27 protein-coding genes, 1 tRNA gene and 1 pseudogene are annotated in these 22891 nt (G+C 65.2%); 7 read left to right on the top strand and 22 right to left on the bottom strand.

Annotated elements, in window-relative coordinates:
• Window positions 1-76 precede the first annotated feature (76 nt).
• The 8 genes from CI805_RS07875 to CI805_RS07840 all read right to left on the bottom strand — a co-directional run bounded on the left by CI805_RS07875 (window position 77) and on the right by CI805_RS07840 (window position 5183).
• A complete protein-coding gene (locus tag CI805_RS07875; protein WP_260921609.1) occupies window positions 77-349 on the bottom strand; it encodes an HU family DNA-binding protein in 273 nt (90 codons plus the stop codon).
• A 405-nt stretch (window positions 350-754) separates the two neighbouring features.
• Window positions 755-1123 carry a 50S ribosomal protein L19 gene (rplS, locus tag CI805_RS07870; protein ID WP_260921607.1) on the bottom strand — a complete coding sequence of 123 codons (369 nt, stop codon included), beginning with the start codon at window positions 1121-1123 and terminating at the stop codon, window positions 755-757.
• Entirely contained in the window at window positions 1120-1866 is a 747-nt protein-coding gene (gene trmD, locus CI805_RS07865) for a tRNA (guanosine(37)-N1)-methyltransferase TrmD (RefSeq protein ID WP_260921605.1), read from the bottom strand. The genes rplS and trmD overlap by 4 nt, the downstream gene beginning before the upstream one ends.
• A 13-nt stretch (window positions 1867-1879) precedes the next feature.
• Entirely contained in the window at window positions 1880-2395 is a 516-nt protein-coding gene (rimM, locus tag CI805_RS07860) for a ribosome maturation factor RimM (RefSeq protein WP_260921603.1), read from the bottom strand.
• 3 nt (window positions 2396-2398) lie between these two features.
• A complete protein-coding gene (rpsP, locus tag CI805_RS07855; protein ID WP_260921601.1) occupies window positions 2399-2824 on the bottom strand; it encodes a 30S ribosomal protein S16 in 426 nt (141 codons plus the stop codon).
• Window positions 2825-2862: 38 nt separating this feature from the next.
• Window positions 2863-4323, bottom strand: coding sequence for a signal recognition particle protein (ffh, locus tag CI805_RS07850; protein WP_260921599.1), 1461 nt, complete (start codon window positions 4321-4323; stop codon window positions 2863-2865).
• A 219-nt stretch (window positions 4324-4542) separates the two neighbouring features.
• A tRNA-Ala gene (locus CI805_RS07845) sits at window positions 4543-4618 on the bottom strand.
• Window positions 4619-4862: 244 nt separating this feature from the next.
• Entirely contained in the window at window positions 4863-5183 is a 321-nt protein-coding gene (locus tag CI805_RS07840) for an FYDLN acid domain-containing protein (protein ID WP_260921591.1), read from the bottom strand.
• Window positions 5184-5420: 237 nt separating this feature from the next.
• Between CI805_RS07840 and aroA the strand changes: the two genes are divergently transcribed.
• The 6 genes from aroA to CI805_RS07810 all read left to right on the top strand — a co-directional run bounded on the left by aroA (window position 5421) and on the right by CI805_RS07810 (window position 11382).
• Entirely contained in the window at window positions 5421-6740 is a 1320-nt protein-coding gene (aroA, locus tag CI805_RS07835) for a 3-phosphoshikimate 1-carboxyvinyltransferase (protein WP_260927858.1), read from the top strand.
• A 20-nt stretch (window positions 6741-6760) separates the two neighbouring features.
• Window positions 6761-7393, top strand: a complete 633-nt coding sequence (locus tag CI805_RS07830; RefSeq protein WP_260927857.1) for a (d)CMP kinase — start codon at window positions 6761-6763, stop codon at window positions 7391-7393.
• 421 nt (window positions 7394-7814) lie between these two features.
• Window positions 7815-9521 carry a 30S ribosomal protein S1 gene (gene rpsA / locus CI805_RS07825; protein WP_260921589.1) on the top strand — a complete coding sequence of 569 codons (1707 nt, stop codon included), beginning with the start codon at window positions 7815-7817 and terminating at the stop codon, window positions 9519-9521.
• Between the two features lie 97 nt (window positions 9522-9618).
• Complete coding sequence (locus CI805_RS07820) at window positions 9619-10020, top strand: hypothetical protein (protein ID WP_260921587.1); 402 nt, start codon at window positions 9619-9621, stop codon at window positions 10018-10020.
• Between the two features lie 40 nt (window positions 10021-10060).
• A complete protein-coding gene (gene gloB / locus CI805_RS07815) occupies window positions 10061-10831 on the top strand; it encodes a hydroxyacylglutathione hydrolase (RefSeq protein ID WP_260921585.1) in 771 nt (256 codons plus the stop codon).
• Window positions 10832-10836: 5 nt separating this feature from the next.
• The gene (locus CI805_RS07810) at window positions 10837-11382 is read left to right on the top strand and encodes a nucleoside 2-deoxyribosyltransferase domain-containing protein (RefSeq protein ID WP_260921581.1); all 546 of its coding nucleotides are present in this window, start codon (window positions 10837-10839) and stop codon (window positions 11380-11382) included.
• Window positions 11383-11388: 6 nt separating this feature from the next.
• Here the strand turns inward: CI805_RS07810 and CI805_RS07805 are convergent, their stop codons facing one another.
• The 11 genes from CI805_RS07805 to CI805_RS07755 all read right to left on the bottom strand — a co-directional run bounded on the left by CI805_RS07805 (window position 11389) and on the right by CI805_RS07755 (window position 19000).
• A complete protein-coding gene (locus CI805_RS07805) occupies window positions 11389-12012 on the bottom strand; it encodes an acetyltransferase (protein ID WP_260921579.1) in 624 nt (207 codons plus the stop codon).
• A gap of 111 nt (window positions 12013-12123) precedes the next feature.
• Window positions 12124-12666 (bottom strand): hypothetical protein, encoded by a 543-nt coding sequence (locus tag CI805_RS07800; RefSeq protein ID WP_409934946.1) that lies wholly within the window; start codon window positions 12664-12666, stop codon window positions 12124-12126.
• Between the two features lie 4 nt (window positions 12667-12670).
• Window positions 12671-13165 (bottom strand): ATPase, encoded by a 495-nt coding sequence (locus tag CI805_RS07795; RefSeq protein ID WP_260921575.1) that lies wholly within the window; start codon window positions 13163-13165, stop codon window positions 12671-12673.
• Between the two features lie 107 nt (window positions 13166-13272).
• A complete protein-coding gene (locus tag CI805_RS07790; RefSeq protein WP_260921574.1) occupies window positions 13273-13497 on the bottom strand; it encodes a F0F1 ATP synthase subunit C in 225 nt (74 codons plus the stop codon).
• Window positions 13498-13537: 40 nt separating this feature from the next.
• Window positions 13538-14323, bottom strand: a complete 786-nt coding sequence (locus tag CI805_RS07785; RefSeq protein ID WP_260921573.1) for a F0F1 ATP synthase subunit A — start codon at window positions 14321-14323, stop codon at window positions 13538-13540.
• Between the two features lie 57 nt (window positions 14324-14380).
• The gene (locus tag CI805_RS07780) at window positions 14381-14701 is read right to left on the bottom strand and encodes an AtpZ/AtpI family protein (protein WP_260921572.1); all 321 of its coding nucleotides are present in this window, start codon (window positions 14699-14701) and stop codon (window positions 14381-14383) included.
• A gap of 361 nt (window positions 14702-15062) precedes the next feature.
• The gene (locus CI805_RS07775; protein ID WP_260921571.1) at window positions 15063-15464 is read right to left on the bottom strand and encodes a YdbL family protein; all 402 of its coding nucleotides are present in this window, start codon (window positions 15462-15464) and stop codon (window positions 15063-15065) included.
• On the bottom strand, window positions 15464-15697 hold the full coding sequence (locus CI805_RS07770; protein WP_260921570.1) for a YnbE family lipoprotein: 234 nt from the start codon (window positions 15695-15697) through the stop codon (window positions 15464-15466). The genes CI805_RS07775 and CI805_RS07770 overlap by 1 nt, the downstream gene beginning before the upstream one ends.
• Window positions 15698-15753: 56 nt before the next feature.
• Window positions 15754-16476, bottom strand: coding sequence for a YdbH domain-containing protein (locus CI805_RS07765; protein WP_260927856.1), 723 nt, complete (start codon window positions 16474-16476; stop codon window positions 15754-15756).
• Between the two features lie 170 nt (window positions 16477-16646).
• Window positions 16647-17951 (bottom strand): hypothetical protein, encoded by a 1305-nt coding sequence (locus CI805_RS07760; protein ID WP_260921568.1) that lies wholly within the window; start codon window positions 17949-17951, stop codon window positions 16647-16649.
• Window positions 17952-18028: 77 nt separating this feature from the next.
• A complete protein-coding gene (locus CI805_RS07755) occupies window positions 18029-19000 on the bottom strand; it encodes a hypothetical protein (RefSeq protein WP_260921566.1) in 972 nt (323 codons plus the stop codon).
• Window positions 19001-19051: 51 nt separating this feature from the next.
• On the opposite strand from CI805_RS07755, the pseudogene radC reads away from it, so the two are divergent.
• A pseudogene (gene radC / locus CI805_RS07750) lies at window positions 19052-19816 on the top strand (RadC family protein); the annotation flags it as partial.
• A gap of 123 nt (window positions 19817-19939) precedes the next feature.
• On the opposite strand, the gene CI805_RS07745 reads toward radC, so the two are convergent.
• The 3 genes from CI805_RS07745 to CI805_RS07735 form a co-directional block, all read right to left on the bottom strand.
• A complete protein-coding gene (locus tag CI805_RS07745; RefSeq protein WP_260921565.1) occupies window positions 19940-20932 on the bottom strand; it encodes an aldo/keto reductase in 993 nt (330 codons plus the stop codon).
• On the bottom strand, window positions 20932-21891 hold the full coding sequence (locus CI805_RS07740; RefSeq protein WP_260921563.1) for a Gfo/Idh/MocA family oxidoreductase: 960 nt from the start codon (window positions 21889-21891) through the stop codon (window positions 20932-20934). The genes CI805_RS07745 and CI805_RS07740 overlap by 1 nt, the downstream gene beginning before the upstream one ends.
• Before the next feature lie 84 nt (window positions 21892-21975).
• Window positions 21976-22887 (bottom strand): class III extradiol dioxygenase subunit beta, encoded by a 912-nt coding sequence (locus tag CI805_RS07735; protein WP_260921556.1) that lies wholly within the window; start codon window positions 22885-22887, stop codon window positions 21976-21978.
• Window positions 22888-22891 lie beyond the last annotated feature (4 nt).

The raw sequence follows: 22891 nt of genomic DNA, 5'->3' as shown, positions 1-22891 counted from the left end.
CGCCGCGTGAACCGAAGTTCGCGCGGCGTATTTGTGCGACCCGGGAGGCAGTGCCGGGTCGCCGGAACAATCGGTCTTAGTTGACCGCGTCCTTCAGGCCCTTGCCGGCCTTGAACTTCGGCTGAGCCGAAGCCTTGATTTCCATCGGCTCGCCGGTGCGCGGGTTGCGACCGGTCGACGCCTTGCGCTTGGCGACCGAGAACGTGCCGAAGCCGACCAGACGAACTTCGTCGCCAGCCTTCAGCGCGCCGGTGATCGCGTCGAACACGCCTTCAACAGCCTTGGTGGCGTCGCTGCGGGTCAGACCGCTGGTTTCAGCGACCGCGCTGATCAGATCGTTCTTGTTCATTATGGGAACCCCCTAGCCTTTCAGTGGAACTATGGTTGGTGGGAAAAAACTTCAGCTGCCTCTCGAACGGCACGGAATTGAGCCAATTTTGACGACGGTGTCAAAGCCTAAACTGGCCGAAACTCGCAGTTTATCGTGTTTCTCCGTCGTTCGTAGCATCGAATGGAGGGCAAGAGGGATAAGCACCCCGCCTGACGCTCCGACTCGCCGGCTCATTAGGAAACAGCCAACGGGAACTTCAAGCGGCCCGATTGACCACCCTGGCGGTTATCCACAGGCCCGAAGCCTGTAAAATGCGTGGTTTACTGCGGATAAACCACAAGCAAGAAAGGGGTGACCCGGTAGACCGGATCACCCCTTCCTGAAACGCGCCTTTGCAGGGCGGCGTCGTTCGTGACCGAACGATCAGCCTTCTGCGCGGGTGTCGCGACGCTCGGCGATACGCGCGCGCTTGCCGGTACGACCACGCAGGTAGTACAGCTTGGCGCGACGCACGACACCGCGACGCACGACTTCGATCGAATCGATGTTCGGCGAGTAGAGCGGGAATACGCGCTCGACGCCTTCACCGAAGCTCATCTTGCGCACGGTGAAGTTCGAACCCATGCCACGGTTCGAACGCGCGATGCACACGCCTTCGAAAGCCTGGACGCGGGTGCGGGTGCCTTCGACGACCTTCACGCCGACGCGGACGGTGTCGCCCGGACGGAATTCGGGAATGGTCTTGCCGGCCTTGGCGATTTCTTCGGCTTCGATCTGCTGAATCAGGTTCATGACCTGGTATCCTCATGCTTTCGCCGCGCGCCAGAGGCAGATCGGCCCCGAACGTCACCACGACGTTCCCAAAGGTCCGGCCTGCGTGACCGAGTATCCTGCTCCGCCTGGAGTTTCCTCCATGAAGCAATCTTCGCATGATCCCCCGATCGCAGCACTTCAGGGATCGTGCGCCCTTCCCATTCGACGGGTCGGGTATAGTGCGGGTACTCGAGAAGGCCGTCCTCGAACGATTCCTCGGTCCCGCTGGAAGCCGCGCCCATTACGCCGGGAAGCAGGCGAATGCAAGCGTCGAGCAGCAGCAGCGCGCCGCATTCTCCGCCCGACAGGACGATGTCGCCCACGCAGACTTCCTCGACCTCGCGCCCCTCGAAGATGCGCTCGTCGAAGCCTTCGAAGCGGCCGCACAGGATGGTGACGCCCGGCCCTGCCGCGAGTTCGCGCACGCGCGCCTGCGTGATCGGCTTCCCGCGCGGCGTCATCGCCAGCACCGGTGCCTCGGGGCTGATCGTGCGCGCATGGTCGATCACCGAGGCGAGCACGTCGACCTTGAGCACCATCCCTGCGCCGCCGCCTGCAGGCGTATCGTCGACGGTACGATGCTTGTCGGTCGCGAAGTCGCGGATCTGCACCGCGTTCATCGCCCAGTCCCCGCGCTCCAGCGCGCGCCCGGCAAGGCTGACGCCCAGCGGACCGGGGAACATCTCGGGATAGAGCGTAAGGACAGTGGCGTTGAAGGTCATCGGAAAGCTCGCATCATTCGGCGAAGGCCGCGACGACCACCAGCTTCTCGTCGTCCCATTCGGGAACGGCGGCAGCAATCATTGGCACCATGAAGCGCTGGCGACGGCCCTTCTCGTCCGGTTCGGCGCGCTCGATTTCGAGCACGTCACCGGCACCGAAGTTCTCGACCGCGATCACCACGCCCAGCGCCTGCCCGTCGTCCGAGACGGCGGGAAGCCCCAGCAGGTCGGCGTGATAATACTCGCCTTCTGCAAGGTCCGGCATGGCCGAACGCGGAACGGTCAGCACGGTGCCGCGCAGTTTCTCGGCCGCGGTGCGATCCTTCACCTCGTCGAAGCGGGCAATGGCGCCGCCCTTGCCGTCGTCGCGCAGCTTGGAAAGCGTGAGCTGTGAATCGTTGAAGGCGCGGTAGCGCTTGAGCGCCGCCACGCCTTCACCGAACAGCTTGAGGCGAACTTCGCCTGTCACGCCATGCGCGCCGGAGACGGCGGCAAGCGTGACAGGGCGATCCTTCGAGCTGGAAGCCAAGACTTACGCCTCGGTCGATTCCTCAGCGCCCTCGGCAGCCGGAGCTTCCTCGGCGGGAGCGGCCGCTGCAGCAGCAGCGGCCTCTTCGGCCTCACGGATCTTCTCGGCGCGCTCTTCTGCACGCTCCTTGGCCTTCTTGCCCGGCTCTGCCTGCTTCGGGTTCACGGTAGCCTTGCGCTCCTTGATGCCGGCCTTGTCGAGCAGGCGGGCGACGCGGTCGGTCGGCTGGCCGCCAACGCTCAGCCAGTGGCGAACGCGGTCTTCGACCAGACGCACGCGGTTCTCGTCGTCCTTGGCGAGCAGCGGGTTGTAGGTGCCGACCTGCTCCAGGTACTTGCCGTCACGCGGCGCGGTCGAGTTGGCAACGACGATCTTGTAGTACGGACGCTTCTTGGCACCGCCGCGCGAAAGACGAATGGAAACGGACATGTGATTCTACCTTCCTGTGAATTTTCGAAAACGTGTGATTATTTCTTCAGAAACTTGCTGAGATCGGGAGCGCCGCCGCCGAGACCGGGCATGCCACCAAGGCCACCTGCACCACCCGCGCCAAGCCCGTCGAGACCCGGCATCGCACCGCCAAGGCCGCCCTTGCCGAACATCGCCGCGAGCCCCTTGAGGCCGCCCATCTTCTTGATCTGCTTCATGGCCTTGGCCATTTCCAGATGCATCTTGAGCAGCTTGTTGACGTCCTGCACCTGCGTACCCGAACCGTTGGCGACACGGATCTTGCGCTTGGCGTTGAGCAGCGCCGGGTTCGCGCGCTCCTTGGGCGTCATCGAACCGATGATCGCATCCATGCGCAGCAGAACCTTGTCGTCCATGCCCGACTGCTGCATCGCCGCCTTGGCCTTCTTGAGGCCCGGCATCATGCCTGCCAGCGCACCGAGGCCGCCCATCTTCTGCATCTGATTAAGCTGCGTGCGCAGGTCATTCATGTCGAACTTGCCCTGCTCCATGCGCTTGGCAAGGGCCTCGGCTTCCTCGACCTTGACCGCTTCGGCGGCCTTCTCGACCAGGCTGACGACGTCGCCCATGCCCAGGATACGGCTGGCGACGCGGCCCGGATGGAACACTTCGAGCGCGTCCATCTTCTCGCCGGTACCGGCGAACTTGATCGGCTTGCCGGTAACGGCGCGCATCGACAATGCCGCACCGCCGCGTGCATCGCCGTCCATACGGGTCAGCACGACGCCAGTCAGATCGACCTCGCCCGAGAACGACTGCGCGACGTTCACCGCGTCCTGACCGGTCAGCGAATCGACGACCAGCAGCGTCTCACGCGGGGTGGCGATCGCGGCCACCGCCTTCATCTCGTCCATCAACTGGGTGTCGACGTGGAGGCGACCCGCAGTGTCGAGCAGCAGCACGTCCACGGCCTGAAGGCGGGCGGCCTGCATGGCACGCGTGGCGATCTCGGTGGGCTGCTGCCCGGCGATGATCGGCAGCGTGGCGACCGAGACCTGCTCGCCCAGCACGCGAAGCTGCTCCTGCGCCGCCGGACGGTTCACGTCCAGCGAGGCCATCATCACCTTCTTGCCGTGCTTCTCGCGGAGAAGGCGCGCGATCTTGGCAGTGCTGGTGGTCTTGCCCGAGCCCTGAAGGCCGACCATCATGATGACGACCGGCGGCACGGCTTCCAGATCGAGATCGGCAGGCTTGTCGCCGCCCAGCATCTCGACCAGCGCATCGTTGACGATCTTGACGACCTGCTGGCCCGGCGTAACCGAACGCAGCACCGACTGGCCGATGGCCTGTTCCGTCACCTGATCGACGAAGCGGCGGACCACCGGCAGCGCGACATCGGCTTCCAGCAGCGCGATGCGCACTTCGCGCATGGCGTCGCGGACGTCCTGCTCCTTGAGCGCGCCGCGACCGCGCAGCTTGTCGAAGACGCCGCCGAGACGATCCGAAAGAGAGTCGAACATGAAACCCGTTCCTCAACTTCGTTCGGCCCGAGTCACTTGCCCGGACCTTTCCAGCAGCGCCGCAAGGCGCCAGATCAAGCGGCGTGAATACGCCAAAAAAGCCGGTGGGCGAAACCTCGCTGACCGGCTGATGCATGAGCGTTATAGCGAAAAACGCCGGTGGACGAAACCTCGTCAACCAGCGTATCGCATCATGCGAAACTGCAATGTGTTTTGAAATGGTGGAGCCTAGCGGGATCGAACCGCTGACCTCCTGCATGCCATGCAGGCGCTCTCCCAGCTGAGCTAAGGCCCCAATCATTTCAACTAGTTACCCCTGGGAGGAGCAACCCGTTTCCCTCGTTTCGGAGCGTTCCGGAGAAGCACCGCCGCTTGGGAGGCCGCCCTCTAAGCGGGCTGGAAAAAGTTGGCAAGAGAAAAAATTCGAAGGTGCGATTTTTTTCGCCTGCCCCTTCGGCAACCCTGCCAACCTCCCCCAAAACAAAAAGGGCGGCACCGAACCGGCACCGCCCTTTTTGCTGGATCAGGGGATCAACCGATCAGTTGTCGTGATCCTCATCGTCGTCACCGCCGCCGATGCCCAGATCGTCGTCACCGCCGAGATCGACATCGTTGTCGGGCGAATCGCCGTCCTCGTCGATGTCCAGATCGTCATCGGCCAGATCGGTGTCTTCCTGCTCGACCGATTCCTTCTTCTGGATTTCCTCGAAGGGAATCGGCTGCTTGGACTTGAGCACCGGCTCGGGGTTCCAGGTATTGCCGCATTCGATGCAGGTTACCGGATCGTCCTTGCCCAGATCGTAGAAGCGGGTGCCGCATTTCGGGCAGCCGTGCTTGGCGCCCCACTCAGGCTTTGCCATGAATAGTCCTCGAAGATGGCGCGGGCATGCAGGCCCGGGCGTGAAAATCTTTGTACTTGATGGAAAGAGCGGCGCGCAAAATCAAGCGTTCCGCTCACATCAGGGCGCGCGCCTTGCCATAGGCGGCCCCCGCTGTCAAAAGCCGCCCCGATTTTCGCCGTTTTGCGGCATCGTTCGCCTGTCAGCATTCGCCCTTAGGAAAGACCTGCCCTCGTGAGTCACGCCGATCCCGCCCAGATGCGCCCTCGCCGCTTCCTGCCCTCCGGCCCACTGAAGGGCCGAATCCGGGTTCCGGGCGACAAGTCGATCAGCCACCGCTCGATCATGCTGGGCGCGCTGGCCGTGGGCGAGACGAAAGTGACGGGCCTGCTCGAAGGCGAGGACGTCCTCTCCACCGCCGCCGCGATGCGCGCCATGGGCGCACAGGTGGAGCGCACCGGCGAAGGCGCATGGTCGGTCCATGGCGTCGGCGTCGGCTCGCTGCTGCAACCCAAGGCACCGCTCGACATGGGCAATTCGGGCACTTCGACGCGTCTGCTGATGGGCCTTGTCGCCACCCACCCCATCACCGCGACTTTCGTGGGCGACGCCTCGCTTTCCAAGCGCCCGATGGGCCGTGTGATCGATCCGCTCTCGACGATGGGCGCCAGCTTCGAGGCCACCGATGGAGGCCGTCTTCCCCTTATCCTCAAGGGCGCCTCGCCCGCCGTGCCGATCCGCTATCGCCTGCCGATGGCCTCGGCACAGGTGAAGAGCGCGATCCTGCTGGCCGGCCTCAACACGCCGGGGATCACCACCGTGGTCGAGCCCGTGCCGACCCGCGACCACTCCGAGCGAATGCTGCGCGGCTTCGGCGCCGAGCTTACGGTCGAAACCGACAGCGACGGCGCCCGCGTCATCTCGATCCGGGGCGAGGCGGAATTGCAGCCCCAGACCATCGAGGTTCCGGGCGACCCTTCGTCGGCCGCGTTCTTCATCGTCGCGGCGCTGATCGTGCCGGGCAGCGAAGTACTGATCGAGAACGTCGGCCTCAACCCGACCCGCGCCGGGATCATCGAAGTGCTGCGCCAGATGGGCGGCCATATCGAGGAAGTGAACCCCCGCGAAGTCGGCGGTGAGCCGGTCGCCGACCTGCTGGTCAAGCACTCGGCGCTCAAGGGCATCGACGTCGATCCCGCCATCGTGCCTGCCATGGTCGACGAGTTCCCGGTGCTGTTCGTCGCCGCCGCGATGGCAGAGGGCGTCACCACTACCACCGGCCTTGAGGAACTGCGCGTCAAGGAATCGGACCGCATCGCGGTGATGGCGACGGCCCTCGCCGCAGCGGGCGCCACCGTGCGCGAGACCGAGGACGGCATGGTCATCACCGGCACCGGCGGCGAGCGCCTGCCCGGCACCGCACACGAGATCGCCACCCACCTCGACCATCGCATCGCCATGTCGATGGCCGTCGCCGGTCTCGTCAGTCGCGAGGGCGTGGAAGTGGACGACGTGCGCCCGATCGCCACCAGCTTCCCGGTGTTCGAATCGATGCTCGAAGGGCTGGCGGGGGCATGAGCAGCCTGAGAGCAAACGGGCTGATCGTCGCCGTCGACGGGCCGACCGCCTCGGGCAAGGGCACCATCGCCCGCGCGCTCTCGGCACATTTCGGCCTGCCGCATCTCGACACCGGCCTGCTCTACCGCGCGGTCGGCTATCAGTGCTTCCTCGACGGCGGCAACCCGGATGACAGCGCCGCAGCCCTCGCCGCCTGTTCATTCCCCGATGCGCTGCTCGGCGACCCCGAACTGCGCTCCGAAGCGACCGGCGGGCTGGCGAGCCGCGTCTCGATCCATCCGGCAGTGCGTCAGGCGCTGTTCGAACGCCAGCGCAGCTTCGCGACGCAGCCCGGCGGCGCCGTGCTCGACGGACGCGACATCGGCACGGTGATCGCTCCCGAGGCCCCCGCCAAGCTCTTCGTCATCGCCTCGGTCGAAGCCCGCGCCCAGCGCCGCTTCCTCGAAATGCAGGGTCAGGGCCGCAAAGTTGCGCTGGCAGACATCGCCGCCGACCTTGCCGCACGCGACGAGCGCGACCGCAACCGCAAGGACGCCCCGCTCGTTGCCGCTGACGATGCCGTGATGCTCGACACCTCCGATCTGGGCCGCGACGAGGCGATCGCCCGCGCCATCGCCATCGTCGAGTCGGCAAGGGCAGCCGCGCGGGACTGACCGACGCGATTGCGGCCAGGCCTGTCCGGTGACAGTATCGGCGGCAGGCAGCGGCGGAGGGAGTCTCCGCCTTTTCGCGCAAGGCACACCGGTAGTCCGCCTTGCGGCTGTCAGGCGGTGGGCGGAGAGGCCGCCTCCGCAAGCCGGGCGCCGCCGATCCACTCGCCCGGACCGCCCGCGTCGCCCACCCCCTTTTCCAGGCGCCGAGCGCCCCAAATCCCTTGCATTTTGCCTGTCTCAGGCGTAAGCGCCGCCGGTCTGGTCGGGCCTCGCGCCTGAACGGGCGCCGTGTCCGGCATCCGGCCGCCACGGCAGTTCGGCCCTTTTGGCCCGCACGTCGCATGGGGCGGCTTGCGGAGAAAGACCGGCGGAGAAAACCGCCTGGCCGGTAAAATCGTACGAAACAGGAACCTGATACCCAATGGCTACTTCTGCCAATCCGACCCGCGACGATTTCGCGGCGATGCTCGACGAGCAGCTCGGCGGCGCTGCCGACGACGGCTTCGAGGGTCGCGTCGTCAAGGGCACCATCACCGCCATCGAGAACGACAAGGCCGTCATCGACGTGGGCCTGAAGAGCGAAGGCCGCGTGCCGCTTCGCGAATTCGCCCGTGGCGAGGACGAGCACGGCCTCAAGGTCGGTGACGAAGTCGAAGTCTACGTCGACCGCGTCGAGAACGCCGACGGCGAAGCGATGCTGTCGCGCGACCGCGCCCGCCGCGAAGCGGCCTGGGACAAGCTCGAGAACGAGTTCGGCGAAGGCAAGCGCGTCGAAGGCGTGATCTTCGGCCGCGTCAAGGGCGGCTTCACCGTCGACCTCGACGGCGCCGTTGCGTTCCTTCCCGGCTCGCAGGTCGACATCCGTCCGGTGCGCGACGTCGCCCCGCTCATGGATGTGCCGCAGCCCTTCCAGATCCTCAAGATGGACCGTCGCCGCGGCAACATCGTCGTGTCGCGTCGCGCCGTTCTCGAAGAGACCCGCGCCGAGCAGCGCAGCGAGCTGATCGACAAGCTGAGCGAAGGCCAGGTCATCGAGGGCGTGGTCAAGAACATCACCGACTACGGTGCGTTCGTTGACCTCGGCGGCATCGACGGCCTGCTCCATGTCACCGACATGAGCTACAAGCGCGTCAACCACCCGAGCGAAGTGATCGCCATCGGCGACACCGTGAAGGTCCAGATCATCCGCATCAACCAGGACACCCAGCGCATCAGCCTCGGCATGAAGCAGCTGGAGAGCGATCCGTGGGAAGGTGCATCGGTCAAGTACCCGGTCGGCGCCAAGCTGCAGGGCACTGTCACCAACATCACCGAATACGGCGCCTTCGTGGAACTGGAAGCCGGCATCGAGGGCCTCGTCCACGTGTCGGAAATGTCCTGGACCAAGAAGAACGTCCACCCCGGCAAGATCGTCTCGACCTCGCAGGAAGTCGAAGTGGTCGTGCTCGAAGTCGATTCGGAAAAGCGCCGCATCTCGCTCGGCCTCAAGCAGGCTCAGCAGAACCCCTGGGAAGCCTTCGCCGAGAAGCACCCTGTTGGTTCGCAGGTCGAAGGCGAAGTCAAGAACGCGACCGAGTTCGGTCTGTTCATCGGCCTCGACGGCGACGTGGACGGCATGGTTCACATGTCGGACATCGCATGGGGCATCTCGGGCGAGGACGCTCTGGCCCTGCACCGCAAGGGCGAGCAGGTTTCGGCCGTGGTTCTCGATGTCGACGTCGAGAAGGAGCGCATCTCGCTCGGCATGAAGCAGCTTGAGCGTGGCGCTCCGGCAGCCGGCATTGCCGCTGCTGGTGGCACCCTGCGCCGCGGCGAGACCGTGACCGTCACCATCCTCGAAGTCCGCGACGGCGGCCTGGAAGTCCAGGCTGGCGAAGATGGCGCCACCGGCTTCATCAAGCGTTCGGACCTCGGCCGCGACCGCGACGAGCAGCGCCCCGACCGCTTCCAGGTTGGCCAGAAGCTCGACGCCATGGTCACCGGCTTCGATCGTTCGAAGAAGCCGAACTTCTCGGTCAAGGCCCGCCAGCTGGCCGAAGAGAAGGAAGCCGTGGAGCAGTACGGTTCGTCGGACTCGGGCGCTTCGCTCGGCGACATCCTGGGCGAGGCTCTGAAGGGCCGTTCGTAAGATCGGACCCAGCCTCACCGTCAGGTGAACACAAAAGCCCGTCCGGAGAAATCCGGGCGGGCTTTTGCTTTGGCGCAGACGTGATAGGCTTTGCACCATGACTTGGCGCGACACCTTGCAGGCATCGGCTCCCTATACCGCCCCGATTGCGGGAGGGCTGCTCCTGCTTGCCTGGGTAGACATCATCGCTGCGCCTGCATTCATCGAAGACGCTGCCGTTTTTCTCGCTCTGCCGCTCTGGCTCATCCTGATAGCGCTGTATTTGCGCTCCGCCTTGAAACCCGACGGCGTCGCGACGAACACGCGCATCACGGTCGCAGGACGCACGATCTGCGCGCTCGTGGGCATCACCTGCGGTTACATGTTGTATGCCGGAGACTGGCATACCGGGCGCGAACTCGCCCTGCCTCTGGTCATGCTGAGCGCACAGATCGCGTTAGCGAGCAGGACCTTCTCGCCTGCCCTTCCCGAAGGTACATCCCAAACACCTTCCTATTGATGCTGCGAGCCCCTAGATCTCCCCTCCAAGGAGATCACCCATGACCGCAGCACTCCAAGTCCATCAGTTCCCGTGCCTGTCCGACAACTACGGCTTCCTGCTCCACGATCCCGCGAGCGGCGAGACGGTATGCATCGACACGCCCGATGCGGCGGAATACCTCGCACAGGCAACCCGCATGGGCTGGACGATCACGCAGGTCTGGAACACCCACTGGCATCGCGATCATGCAGGCGGGAACCTTGCCATCAAGGCCGCGACGGGCTGCACGATCAGCGCGCCCGCAGGCGATGCCGGAAAGATCGAGGGCGTCGACCGGCAGGTTTCGCAAGGTGATACTCTGCGCATCGGTGCCTATACGGCGGACGTGATCGACGTGGGCGGCCACACCCTCGGCCATGTCGCCTACCATCTGCCCGAAGCGAGTATCGCCTTCGTGGGCGATTCGGTCTTTGCTCTTGGCTGCGGACGCATGTTCGAGGGCACGGCGGAGCAGTTCTGGGCCAGCATCGAGCGGATCAAGGCACTGCCGCCCGAAACGCTGCTCTACTGCGCGCACGAATATACCGAGAGCAACGCGCGCTTCGCACTGCATGCGGACCCTCAGAACGCCGCCCTCGCCGCCTATGCGGACGACGTGGCGCAAGCGCGCAAGGAAGGTCGTGCCACCGTGCCGACCGTGCTGAAGCGCGAACTGGCGAGCAACCCCTTCCTTCGGGCCGATGAGCCGGACCTCCAGAGCCACTGGGGCATCGCCGGAGATGCCATCGCCACCTTCGCTGCCCTGCGCGACGCCAAGAACACGTTCTGACGGCGATGCTGCGCCCTCTCCTCCTCGCGGCCTCGCTCGGCGCGGTTTCAGTCCCGGCATGGGCCGCACCGGTCGTCGTGACCTCGCCTCAGGCCCTCCCCGCCGACCACGCACATCCCCGCGTGTTCCTGGGCGGCAGTATCGACATGGGCCATGCCACCGACTGGCAGGCGGACCTGATCGCCGCGCTCAAGGATCAGGACGTCACCGTGCTCAATCCGCGCCGGGCGGACTGGAACCCGGCGTGGAAGCCCGAGGCCTCCGATCCGAACTTTCGCCAGCAGGTGGGGTGGGAACTCGCCGCGCTCGACAGCGCCGACGTGATCGTGATGTACCTCGCGCCAGGAACGCAGAGCCCGGTCAGCCTGATGGAACTGGGCCTCCATGCCCGCGACGGCAAGCTGATCGTACTGTGCCCGCAAGGCTACTGGCGCAAGGGCAATGTCGATATCACCGCCGCCCGCTACGGCGTGCAGCAGGTGGCAACGATGGACGAACTGATCGCGGCGACGAAAGCGCGGATCGCCGAGTGGAAGAAGGGGCGGAAATAAGGCGCCTCAACGCCCGATCTGCCGTGCCGGAACGCCGACAACGGTAGCGCCTTCCGGTACGTCTTGCGTGACAACGGCGCCGGCGCCGATCACGCATCCGGCACCCAGTCTAAGACCCGGCAAAACCGAGGCATTGATCCCGATAAACGCGCCCTCGCCGACATGAACCGCGCCCCCGAGCCGCGCGCCGGGGCACAGATTGGCAAAGGGGCCGACCACGCAATCATGATCGACACTGGCTGCATGATTGACGATCGTGCCATCACCGATTGCGGCGCGCGGGCCGAGGATGGCCCCCGCCAAGAACATAGCCCCCGATCCGACAATCGCGCTGGGCGAGAGGATCGCCGCAGGATGGCAAACCGTCGCGGCCTGCGAGCCCGCCTCCTCAAGCCGCCGCGACACACTCTCACGCACGCTATTGTCGCCGCAAGCGATCACGAAGGATGAGGCGGATTGTCCATCGATGAGATCATCAAGAGAACCGAGATAGGGACAATGGAGCAATGCGACAGGGCCATGAAGGGCAAGGCTCGCATAGCCTTGTACCATCATACCTGAGAGCAGTGCCGCCTCATAGACGACGCTCGCATGCTGCCCACTTGCGCTCGATACAATGACCAGTGCCATGCGGGCTCCTTTTCCCTACCCGATCAGCCTACGCCCCGATTGCACAACAAAAAAAGCCCCCGACCCGAAGGGCGGAGGCTTTCGTGTTCTTGTTGCGAACCTTCCGGGAAATCAGATCCCGGCGATCGCCTGATCGACGAGGCCCTTGTCCGCATCGGCGCCGTGGTTGGCGGCGATGACGACGCGCGAGGCTTCGGCGGCAGCCTTGGCGGCCTGGTTCTGCAGACCGATCACGGCAGCGCGTTCGGCAGCCGAAATCTTGTCTTCGGCCATCTTTTCGCGGCGGGCGATCGTCTCTGCCGTGTCGGCCTCGGCCTTGGCGACAATGGCGCCTGCTTCGTGACGGGCATGTTCGAGCATGGCCGCCGCTTCCTTTTCGGCGTTGGCGATACGCTCGGCATATTCATGACGGAGCGCCTCGGCCTCTGCGCGCAGGGTGCGGGCTTCTTCGAGCTGGGCCTTGATCTCGGCGATCTTGCCGTCGAGCCCGCGGCCGAGCATCGCGGGGACACCCTTCCAGACCAGAATGATCAGCAGCACCAGCATCGAGGCGCTGACGATGGCCATCGGCGGGGCAATACCCAGCAGACGGGGTTCGGCGTGCACGGCGTCATAGGGCGAGCCGGCAGCGGCGGCGGCAAGCGCCAGCAGCATGGTATTAGCCATGAACGAGGCTCTCCTTGACGGCGGCGCGGACAGCGGCGTCCTCGACGGAGAGGCCCGCCACGCGCGCAACGATGTCGCGAGCGGCATCTGCGGCCACGTCCTCAATCTCGGCAGCCGCCGAACGGCGGGCTTCCTCGATACGAGCCTCGGCCTGCGCAATGCGGGCATCGATGGTGCCCTGCGCGGCGGCAAGGCGGTCGGCGGTGGCGGCCGAAGCCTTGGCACGCGCCTCGGCGATCAGGCCCTGGGCCTGCGCACGGTTCGCGTTTTCACGCTGGCGCCATGCGGCCTCTTCGGCATCGGCCTGGTCGCGCGCCTGCTCGGCGGCGCGCAGGTCGTCGGCAATCTGCTTGTCGCGCTGCGCAACCGTATCCATGACCTTGGGCACCATGCCCCGGCCGACCACGAAGAAGGTCAGCCCGAAGAAGATCAGCAGCCAGAAGATCTGGCTGGAATAGGTCGCGGCTAGCTGGTCGATCTGAGGCATTGGTCAGCCCTGTCTCGAAGTGGCCGTGAAAAATCCGGTCCGCCCGCCCCGCATCTCGCCAAAGGCCGAGAGGGAGCGGACGGACGAAACGTTCGTCGCTGGTGCGATCAGGCGAAGATCAGCAGCGCGGCGATGACGAACGAGAGAAGACCGAGAAGCTCGGCACCGGCGAAACCGATGAAGAGACGGCCCTGCTGCGCGTCGGCAGCACCGGGGTTGCGCAGCGCGCCTTCAAGGAACTTGGCGAACACGTTGCCCACGCCGATCGAGGCGAGGCCGCAACCGATCGCAGCGAAACCGGCGCCGAGCAGCTTTGCAGCATCTGCTTCCATTACAAAAACTCCCTTTGGTAGAAAATCGAGCGAGATAAACTCAGTGAAGGTTCTCGGCGTCGTTGAGATAGACGCAGGTGAGAAGAGCGAAGACGTAGGCCTGGATGCCGGCAACCAGCAGTTCCAGCGCGCAGATGCCGATCATCAGCACGAAGCTGGGAATGCCGGCGACCGCGAACAGGCCGATGTTGGCGTTGCCCGAGCTGATCACGAAGCTCGAAAGCACTTCAAGCAGGACGTGCCCGGCCATCATGGCCACGAAAAGACGAAGGCCGAGGCTGAACGGACGCACCAGGAACGAGACCAGTTCGACGAAGAAGATCGGAACGATCATCGCCACGGGCGTACCGTGCGGCACGAACAGCGAGAAGAAGTGAAGCTTGTGCTTGGCGAAACCGACGACCAGCACGATCGCGAACGACAGCAGCGCCAGAACGCCCGTCACCGTGAAGTGGCTGGTAAACGTGAAGGGATGCACGCCGAGCACGCCGAGCGGCATCAGGCCCAGGAAGTTCGCAAACAGGATGAACATGAACAGCGAGAAGATGTACGGCACATACTTCTTGCCGTTGGGGCCGACGTTGGCGGCCAGCATCCCGGCGACGAAACCGGTGAAGGTCTCCACCGCCATCTGCCAGCGACCGGGCACGACCTGGCGCTTGAGGCCACCGGCCACGAAGACGATCAGCACAACCGTCGCCAGCGCCATCCACAACGCGCTGTTGGTGAAGGCGACATTATAGCCCGCAATGTTCCATCCATCCGAGCCGAACAACGGCTGGATGGTGAACTGGTGCATCGGATCGACCTTGCCTTCGGCTGCCACCTGAAAAAATCCCGTCGCCTGCGAGCATAAGCGCCCCTCCTGGCCCTTACCACAGGGTCATTCAGGACGCTTGCTCGTAATCCTAAGAATGTTCCTGAAGCCGACGAATATCCCGAAGAACATCATCGACAACAGACCCCAGGGCGACGTTCCGGCGAAGCGATCAATCACCCAGCCAAGAAACAGTCCGCCCGCAAGCCCCCCCAGCAGTTCGGCGAGGACGCGATTGCCGACACGATAGTTCTCGTCGGCTTCCGCACCCCCTACCGGCCGGTTGCGCGCATCTTCCCGCTGCCTGAGAGCCTTGAGCTTCTCATCCAGCGCATCGATACGGGCATCCTCGCCAACAGGGTCCTGGGCAGACGGCTCGTCGTTCATGTCAGGCTCCTCACAATACAGGGAACGCTTGGACACGCACAACGGCTGCCTGCCGAAGGCGCCGACCCCTTAGGGTGCCCCCCCAGTTGAGTCAACCGCACCTCCCAGCGGGTTTGCGCCCACTTGCGAGCTATCCGGGCCGTGACGCCCGATGCAAATTCAGCCGACGCGGGAAGATGCAATCATATTTCTGACGGAAAACAGAAAAATCCCGCAGAATTGCGCGGGATTGGCTGGAACGTATCCGTTCCGTGACCAAATCCGGGGGCAATGAACAGGGTAGGACAATTCGTCCCGGATCAGGGACAGGGCCAGACCGGCTGCGCAGGTGCATTCAGCGCAACCGATCGGCACCGATGTATCAGGGGCAGCGCGGATCGCGGTCAGGCGCACCGGCGCCGCGCGTCTTCCAGCTGCCGTCGGGCGCCTGATACTTCTCGCCCGGCTTGGTCTCCGAGATCAGACGGCAGGCCGAAACGAAGGCAAACTCCTCGATCGTGCCCTTGCCCGCAGCGCCCTGCGTGTAGACGGCGCGGCGCTGGTTGTTGATGTCGCGCACCATGGCCTTCACATCGGCGCTCTGGTTGCCGACGACACCGAGATAGCCGTCAGCCTGCTCACCCACCTGCCCGGCCGCGCGTGCGGCGGCGTAAGCGGGGCTGCGGCTCTGGGCCATGGCGGGAGCGGCGGCAAAGCCCGTCACCACCAGTGCGGCGGCAGCGAGGCCGGTCATCGCGAAACTGCCGGAACGAAGCATAGTCATCAGAAGATATCCTTGTTGTCGTCGATCGTCTTGGCCGCATCGGCAGCCAGCTTGTAAATCACTTCCTGGCGGATATTCACGTTCAGCTCGATCACGATCGGCTTGTCGGGCGCGGTGACATTGATGCACCCGCCCAGCAAGGCAGACGAGCCGGCCGCCACCAGCACCGTCCCGGCACGAAGCCCGCGTGAGGCCAAATGCCTTCCGAGCCACTGCCTTCCGATCTGCTTCATTGCCCTGCGCGCCTCGAGAGACTCACCTGTCGATGAAGCGGTCGATACATACGACGTCATGGTCTTTTCTCGCTGTCTAAAGGCTGAATGTTGGAGGAGGTGGAAGGGACAGGGGGTGGAGGCGCCACAAGTACCGGCGTTTTCACCGGCTTGCCGTCGGTCCCGATCAGACCGAGCGTGCGCGGATCGGTCACGAAAGTCGGATCATAGAGCGAGCGGACCGAGCCGAACAGCGAGAAGAACGGCGCCTTGATATTGACGATGAAGCGGATGGGCAGCTTGGCGATACGCTTGGTCAGGAAGTTCTGCTTCGCGCCATCACCCTGGCTGAGCCCGTCGAAGCGGATGCGCGTCAGGATATCGCCGGAGAGCGAACCGCCCAGATCGATCTCCATCGCCTTGTACTTGACCGAGCGCAGCGCCTGGAAGGCGAAATTGCCCATCGTGCCCAGATCCTTGTAGGTCAGCGCGCCCAGATAGGCGACCGAGCCGCCCGGATCGCGTGAGCGCAGTACGCCCTCCTCGATCCGCCCGCCATTCTGGTCGAACACCAGCGGCACTTCGCCATCGAACACGCCGGTCGCGTTGATATTGCCGACCTGAAGGTTCTGCACGAAGGTCGCCGCGTTCAGGCCGGTGACCTTCAGCGTATAGCGCCGCGTCTCGGCAATCCCGAGGCGCATGGTGGTGGGCAGCAATTCGAGCGTGCCGTCCATGAACGGCCACTTCGCGCCGTTCACCTGCAATTCGTGCCCCGGTTTGATCTGGTACGACAGCACCCCGTCCGACACCGCGATGCCGGGATTGATACCCTTGATCGCGACACTCTGGTTCGGCGCCGTCACCAGCCCCAGCAGGTCGGTGAAGTGGATCGTGCCCGAAAGCCCCGTCACCGGACCGAAGGCGGCGGCAAAGTCCAGCCCCTTGGAGGCGAACTGGCCGTGGCTGGTCACGCCCTTCGCATTCCAGTCGATCCGGCCCGAGCCCGTGACCGTGCCCTTGAGATCGGAGACGATACCCAGCGCCAGTGAGGAAAGCTGGGCTGCCTGAAGCTGCTTGTCGAACGTGATCCCCGGCACCGCAAGGTCGGCATGGCCCGAGGCATCGCGCAGGTCGTGCAGGATCGAGACTTGCGTGACCAGCCGATGCGTACCCGGCTCCAGCAGGCGGGCTTCGGCGGTGATGCGGTTGTCGAACAGGCGCAGCGTGCCGCCTTCCGCCACCAACGGCTCGAACCGGCTGACCTTTTCGCGATCCTGCAGGCGGAAGCTGGCATCGCTGAGCGTGAGCGCCCTTGCGCATAGGCCCACTTGCCCGCCGTATCGTGCAGGTCGAGCGGCACGGCGGCAAGCGAGACGTCCGCGCCGCCGAAAGTGCCCGCGATATCCTTGCCCAGCTTCGCTTCCAGATCGGCGACGTGGAACAGCGAGGCACTCTCCTGCGGCCCCAGCGCGATGCGCAGGTTCTGCGCCTTGACCATGCCCGGCCACGCGAAGCCGACCGGGCCGCTGGCGATATGCACCGGCGTCGCGCCAAGCTTGCCGGTAAGGTCGAGCGCGGAAACCCCGGCGGCGACATGCCATGCCTCGCCCTGCCGGGTGACGATGGGCTTGCCCGGCGTCGGGCAGACCGAGAGCTTGCGCGCATCGAGCGTCAGGTTGGCCAGCGTCAGGCCATCGAACGAAATGTCCGTGCAGCGCTCCCACAGCGCCAGATCGGCGCCTGCCGAGACATGCCCGTCGAGCGGGATCACCAGATTGCGCGCCTCACCGCCCGGCAGCGCGCCGCTCAACCTTGCGGCACCACCGAAGGTCAGCGCGCCACCGGGGGCCTGATGGACACTGAGGCGCGGCAGCGCTGCCAGCGCATTGCCCGCGCGGTACTCCTCCATGGAAACCTGCAAGCCCAGATGGCCATCGCGCCCGGCTTCCATGCGGCCGGTGATCTTCGGCAGATCGACTCCGCCGGTGAAGAAGTTTCCGCTCATACGCGGCATGCCATGGCCCGAGGTCAGCAGTTGCAGCCTTGAGAGCGCGAGCACCGTCTGGCCGCTACGCCCGGTCAGCGTGCCCATCGGCACCACCAGGCTGTAGCCATCGACACTGCGCCGCGCGACCATCTCGGCCTGAAAGCGACTGCCGCGCCCTTCGCGAACGAGCGCGCCGCGCATCTTCTGGAGCAGCGGCACCAGCAGTGTGCCCTCGCCCGCCGCCTGCACCTTGGCGAGCGCGCGATCCGGCGCGTCACCCGGCACAAGGCCGGTGCCAGAGACTGTCCCTTCGGCATCGAAGTGCGCGAAGTTCGCGCTCCCTCGCCCCTGCCCGTCGAACGTCAGGGTTGAGAGCCGGGCAAAGTCGGTAACGATACCCCTCCGGTCAGGGTATAGCGTGCCGTCACATTACCGCCGCGCAGGCTGGCGCGCACGCTGCCCTTGAGGCTGGCGGCGCGCTGGCGATCCAGCGAGAAAGCCCCGGCTGCAATACCCAGCACCGCATCGCCGCCATCGAGATGCTGGTCGAGCGTCAGCTTCGCCTGCACCGCGCTTTGCGCCAGCGTGAAGCCTTTTGCGGGGCACGAAGCCGAAGCCAGCCGGATCGGCCCTTCGAACGAGGGGCGCTCCGCCCGGACCCACAACTTGCCATAGGCGGTCAGCTTGCCGGTCTGGCAGCCATTGACCTTCAACCCCGGCGTCAACGCCGCCAGCGTGCCCGTGAAGCCGCCGCGAAGCTCGCCCTGTCCTTCCAGCTTGAGCGCCACGCGGCCCTGATCGGCATCGATCAGCGCCCGCCCGTCGCGCACCGCGATGTCCAGATCGGGCAGGCGAAACGGTTCCTTGCTGCCAGTGAACAGCACCTTGTCGAGCGCGCCGAAGCTGGGCTTGCCGTGATGGACGGTGCCATAGAGGCGCGGTGCGACCAGCGTGATCCGCCCGATCCCCGGCAGCCCCCACCACAGCCGCGTGGCGACATGGACTTCCTTGACCGTCAGGTCGGGCCGGGCCGGATCGCCGATCACAAGGTCGGTGATCACCTGCTCGGACGGGCTGATCGTGCGCACTTTATACTGCGCGGGCAGGCCCATGGCCTTGAGTTCGGAGGCGATCAGATCGTCGGCGATGCGCTTGCGCAGCACCCAGGCCGTGCCGCCCGCCGCCACGCCGACCAGCAGCACGGCGACCACGGCCCTGCGCCAGACGCGCGTTTTTCCGCCGCGATGCAGTGCATCGTCGCGCTCTCCCGCAGGCAGGCTCTCGCCCTCCGCCTCGCGGGTCCAGTCGTCGCCGGGATTATCCTTATCCGCCATTCGTTCCATCACTTGCGCCGGGCCGCGACGAAAGGCAATGTCTCACTGCCGATGCCGGACGATACGCCTCTCTTCGCCGACATGCCCGCAGCGCACCCCGCCCCGCGCGACCAACGCGATTCGGCGCCTGAGGTTTCCACAAGCCGTGTTGCAAAACCGGGTCACGATCCCTCCGGCCACCGTCAGCGCCTGCGCGCGCGGCTGCTCGACGGCGGGGCCGAGGCGCTGGCCGACCACGAGGTAATCGAACTGCTGCTGATGCAGGCGGTGCCCCGGCGCGACATGAAACCGCTGGCGCGCACGCTCCTCCAGCGCTTCGGCTCGCTCGCCGCCGTGTTGCAGGCCGATGCGCGCACGCTCACGGGGCACCCCGGCATGGGCGAGGCGACGGTTGCCGCGCTCAAGATCGTCACCGTCGCCGCCACACGCCTTGCCCGCCAGAAAGTGCGCGAGGCGCCGGTGATCGGATCGTGGCAGGCGTTGATCGACTATCTCACCATCGACATGGCGCACCTGACGGTCGAACGCGTGCGCGTGCTCTATCTCAATGCCCGCAACATGCTGATCCTCGACGACATGGTGGGCGAAGGCTCGATCGACGAGGCCGCGATCCACCCGCGCGAAGTGATCCGCCGCGCGCTGGACCTTGGCGCGACAGCGGTGATCCTCGTCCACAACCACCCCTCCGGCTCCCCCCAGCCCAGCCGCGCCGATATCGAGATCACCAACCGCATCGCCGAAGCCGGTCGCCTGCTGGGCGTCACTGTCCACGACCATGTGGTGATCGGCCGCGAAGGGCACGTCAGCCTGCGCGCAGGGGCTGATCTAGACGGGGATCAGACACCCCGTCGCGCGACCGTCATTCAGCCGAAAAGCGAAAGGCCGGCCCCTGATGGAACCGGCCTTTTCTTTGTTTGGCAATGGCCTGCGATCAGTACTTCAGACGTAGTCTTCGGTATCGATGGTCTTGCGGATCACTTCGGGATAACGATGGCCCGAGACGGTCTGCTGGTTGATCAGATCGCCCGCGCGGGTCAGGATCGCCGCCGAAATCTCCAGCGCGGCCACCGCGTGGTTCTGTTCCCAGTGGGCGATCGAGCGGGTGCCGGGGATCGCGTGGATGTGCCCGGCCTGCGCCAGAACCCAGCCGTTCGCCAACTGCGCCGGGGTAATCCCCGCTTCTGCCGCGAGCGCATCGAAGGCGTCGATCAGTTCGCGGTTGCGGGTCCAGTTGGTGCCCTGGAAGCGCGGCATACCGCGACGCAGATCCTTCTCGACCAGCGTCTCGATATCCTTGAGTTCACCACCCAGCGCCCCGCGGGCAACCGACGAAAAAGCCACGAGCGCGATGCCGAGCGCGCGGGTGGTCTCCAGCACGCCCAGTTCGACGTTGCGCGTCCACAGCGAGTACTCGGTCTGCACCGCCGCCACCGGATGGACGGCATGGGCTTCGCGGATATGCGCCGAAGACCACTCCGAAACGCCGTAAGCGCCGATCTTCCCGGCCTCGATGGCGCGCACCATGGCGCCCACCGAGTCCGCGATCGGCACCTTGGGATCGAAGCGGTGCATGTAGAACAGGTCGACATGATCGGTGCCCAGCCGCTTCAGGCTGGCATCGAGCGAGGCGGTGATCGCATCGGGGCTGCAATCAATCCCGCGACGCACGCCGTCGACGATGATCCCGGTCTTGGTGGCCAGGAAGAATTCGTCGCGGCGATCCATGATCGCTTCGGACAGGATCTCCTCCGACACGCCCATTCCGTAGATATTGGCAGTGTCGAAGTGATCGCAGCCGTTATCGAGCGCGTGGCGGAACAGGGCCACGGCATCCTCGCGCGAGGGCGGCGTGCCATAGGCCCAGGCCACGTTCATGCAGCCCAACCCCATCGGGTTGAGCTGCTTTCCGGCGAGGACGCGTGTACGGCTCATCAGGACCAGCCGTCCTGCGCTTCGAGGCTGGCGGCCAGTTCGCCGATCACGCGGTAGCAATCGAGCACCGACGAGATCGAGCTGTTGGGCTGGCGGCCTTCCTTGATCGCGGCGATGAACTCGCGGTCCTGAAGCTCGATGCCGTTCATCGAGACGTCGACCTTCGAAACGTCGATCGGCTCTTCCCGGCCGGTGACGAGATCGTCGTAGCGCGCGATGTAGGTGCCGGTGTCGCCGATGTAGCGGAAGAAGGTGCCGAGCGGACCGTCGTTGTTGAACGACAGCGCGAGGGTCAGGATCTGGCCTGCCTCAGTCTTCAGCTGGATCGACATGTCCATGGCGATGCCCAGTTCAGGGTGCTTGGGACCCTGCAGCACGTTGGCGGCGATCACCTTCGAGCCGGTCATGTACTGGAAGATGTCGATCGAGTGGGCCGAGTGGTGCCACAGCAGGTGGTCGGTCCACGAACGGGCCTCACCCTTGGCGTTCATGTTCTTGCGGCGGAAGAAGAACGTCTCGATGTCCATCGCCTGGATGTTGAATTCACCGGCGTCGATCTTGTTCTTCACCCACTGGTGCGAGGGGTTGAAGCGGCGGGTGTGGCCGACCATGCAGACAAGGCCGGTTTCCTCAGCCTTGGCGGCAACGGCCTGCGCATCGGCCCAGGTATCGGCGGCGGGGATTTCCACCTGCACGTGCTTGCCCGCGTTCATGCAGGCGATGGCCTGCTCGGCGTGCATCTGGGTGGGCGTGCACAGGATCACGGCGTCGACGTCGGGCAGTGCCAGCGCTTCTGCAAGATCGGTGCCCGAGTGGGGCGCGCCGTACTTGGCGGCGACTTCCGCTGCCTGCTCTGCCGAGCGCGAAATGACCGAGGCGATTTCAACGCCGTCGATGTTCTTGAGGCCGTCGAGGTGCTTTTCACCGAAGGCACCGGCGCCGATAAGGGCGATACGCATGGATTTCTCCTTTGTGGGAATGCGTCTTGAAAAGGGGAATGCCCGGCGGCTCGGGAAAGAGCAACCGGGCAGGCAGGGTTTGGATCAGCCGAGCGTCACGTCGTGCGCGGACGCCGCCGCTTCCAGCGTGTGGCTGGGCGGCACTTCGCCATCGACCGGTTCGAGCACGAGGTGCCCGATGGCGGTGTTCGAGCACGGTACGTGGTAATGGCGGTGGAGCAGCTTGGTCTCGCGCCCCATGGCGCCGCGCATGATCAGCCACATGACCATCTCGATACCTTCCGAGCCGGTCTCGCGCAGGTATTCGATATGCGGGATCTTGCGCGCTTCCTGCGTGGTGCCGACCAGCTTGTCCATGAAGGCATTGTCCCACTCGGCATTGATCAGGCCGGCGCGGGGGCCCTGAAGCTGGTGGCTCATGCCGCCGGTGCCCCAGATCTGGACGTTGAGGTCTTCGGGGAACGACTGCACCGCACGCGCGATCGCCTCGCCCAGCAGCCAGCAGCGGTTGCCCGACGGCGGCGGATAGGTAACGACGTTGACCGCCAGCGGAATGATCTTGCACGGCCATTCGGGCACTTCGCCGAACATCATCGAGAGCGGCACGGTCAGACCGTGATCCACGTCCATCTCGTTGATGACAGTCATGTCGAATTCGTCGAGCACCAGGCTCTGGGCGATGTGCCAGGCGAGGTCCGGGTGACCTTCGACGTCGGGGACCGGGCGCGGGCCCCAGCCTTCGTCGGCGGGCTTGTAGCGTTCGCCACAGCCGATCGCGAAAGTCGGGATGATCTTCATGTCGAACGCCGAAGCGTGATCGTTGTAGACCAGGATCACGACGTCGGGCTTGACCTCGGGCTTCTTCAGCCAGTCACGCGTCCAGTCGTAGCCGGAGAAGATCGGCGTGAAGTAATCGTCGCGCTCCTTGCCCTGATCGGCAGCGACGCCAAGCAGGGGAACGTGGCTGGAGGCGACGCCAGCGGTAATGCGGGCCATCTCA

The sequence above is a fragment of the Novosphingobium sp. 9 genome (genome assembly GCF_025340265.1).
GTDB lineage: Bacteria > Pseudomonadota > Alphaproteobacteria > Sphingomonadales > Sphingomonadaceae > Novosphingobium.
This window is presented reverse-complemented; position numbering and strand designations above follow the sequence as displayed.

Coding starts and splice junctions, on each gene's coding strand:
- CI805_RS07875 (WP_260921609.1), bottom strand. CDS start 349: ATGAACAAGAACGATCTGATCAGCGCGGTCGCTGAAACCAGCGGTCTG.
- rplS (WP_260921607.1), bottom strand. CDS start 1,123: ATGAACCTGATTCAGCAGATCGAAGCCGAAGAAATCGCCAAGGCCGGC.
- trmD (WP_260921605.1), bottom strand. CDS start 1,866: ATGACCTTCAACGCCACTGTCCTTACGCTCTATCCCGAGATGTTCCCC.
- rpsP (WP_260921601.1), bottom strand. CDS start 2,824: ATGTCCGTTTCCATTCGTCTTTCGCGCGGCGGTGCCAAGAAGCGTCCG.
- ffh (WP_260921599.1), bottom strand. CDS start 4,323: ATGTTCGACTCTCTTTCGGATCGTCTCGGCGGCGTCTTCGACAAGCTG.
- CI805_RS07840 (WP_260921591.1), bottom strand. CDS start 5,183: ATGGCAAAGCCTGAGTGGGGCGCCAAGCACGGCTGCCCGAAATGCGGC.
- aroA (WP_260927858.1), top strand. CDS start 5,421: ATGCGCCCTCGCCGCTTCCTGCCCTCCGGCCCACTGAAGGGCCGAATC.
- rpsA (WP_260921589.1), top strand. CDS start 7,815: ATGGCTACTTCTGCCAATCCGACCCGCGACGATTTCGCGGCGATGCTC.
- CI805_RS07820 (WP_260921587.1), top strand. CDS start 9,619: ATGACTTGGCGCGACACCTTGCAGGCATCGGCTCCCTATACCGCCCCG.
- gloB (WP_260921585.1), top strand. CDS start 10,061: ATGACCGCAGCACTCCAAGTCCATCAGTTCCCGTGCCTGTCCGACAAC.
- CI805_RS07810 (WP_260921581.1), top strand. CDS start 10,837: ATGCTGCGCCCTCTCCTCCTCGCGGCCTCGCTCGGCGCGGTTTCAGTC.
- CI805_RS07805 (WP_260921579.1), bottom strand. CDS start 12,012: ATGGCACTGGTCATTGTATCGAGCGCAAGTGGGCAGCATGCGAGCGTC.
- CI805_RS07800 (WP_409934946.1), bottom strand. CDS start 12,666: ATGCTGCTGGCGCTTGCCGCCGCCGCTGCCGGCTCGCCCTATGACGCC.
- CI805_RS07795 (WP_260921575.1), bottom strand. CDS start 13,165: ATGCCTCAGATCGACCAGCTAGCCGCGACCTATTCCAGCCAGATCTTC.
- CI805_RS07790 (WP_260921574.1), bottom strand. CDS start 13,497: ATGGAAGCAGATGCTGCAAAGCTGCTCGGCGCCGGTTTCGCTGCGATC.
- CI805_RS07780 (WP_260921572.1), bottom strand. CDS start 14,701: ATGAACGACGAGCCGTCTGCCCAGGACCCTGTTGGCGAGGATGCCCGT.
- CI805_RS07775 (WP_260921571.1), bottom strand. CDS start 15,464: ATGACTATGCTTCGTTCCGGCAGTTTCGCGATGACCGGCCTCGCTGCC.
- CI805_RS07770 (WP_260921570.1), bottom strand. CDS start 15,697: ATGAAGCAGATCGGAAGGCAGTGGCTCGGAAGGCATTTGGCCTCACGC.
- CI805_RS07755 (WP_260921566.1), bottom strand. CDS start 19,000: ATGGCGGATAAGGATAATCCCGGCGACGACTGGACCCGCGAGGCGGAG.
- CI805_RS07745 (WP_260921565.1), bottom strand. CDS start 20,932: ATGAGCCGTACACGCGTCCTCGCCGGAAAGCAGCTCAACCCGATGGGG.
- CI805_RS07740 (WP_260921563.1), bottom strand. CDS start 21,891: ATGCGTATCGCCCTTATCGGCGCCGGTGCCTTCGGTGAAAAGCACCTC.
- CI805_RS07735 (WP_260921556.1), bottom strand. CDS start 22,887: ATGGCCCGCATTACCGCTGGCGTCGCCTCCAGCCACGTTCCCCTGCTT.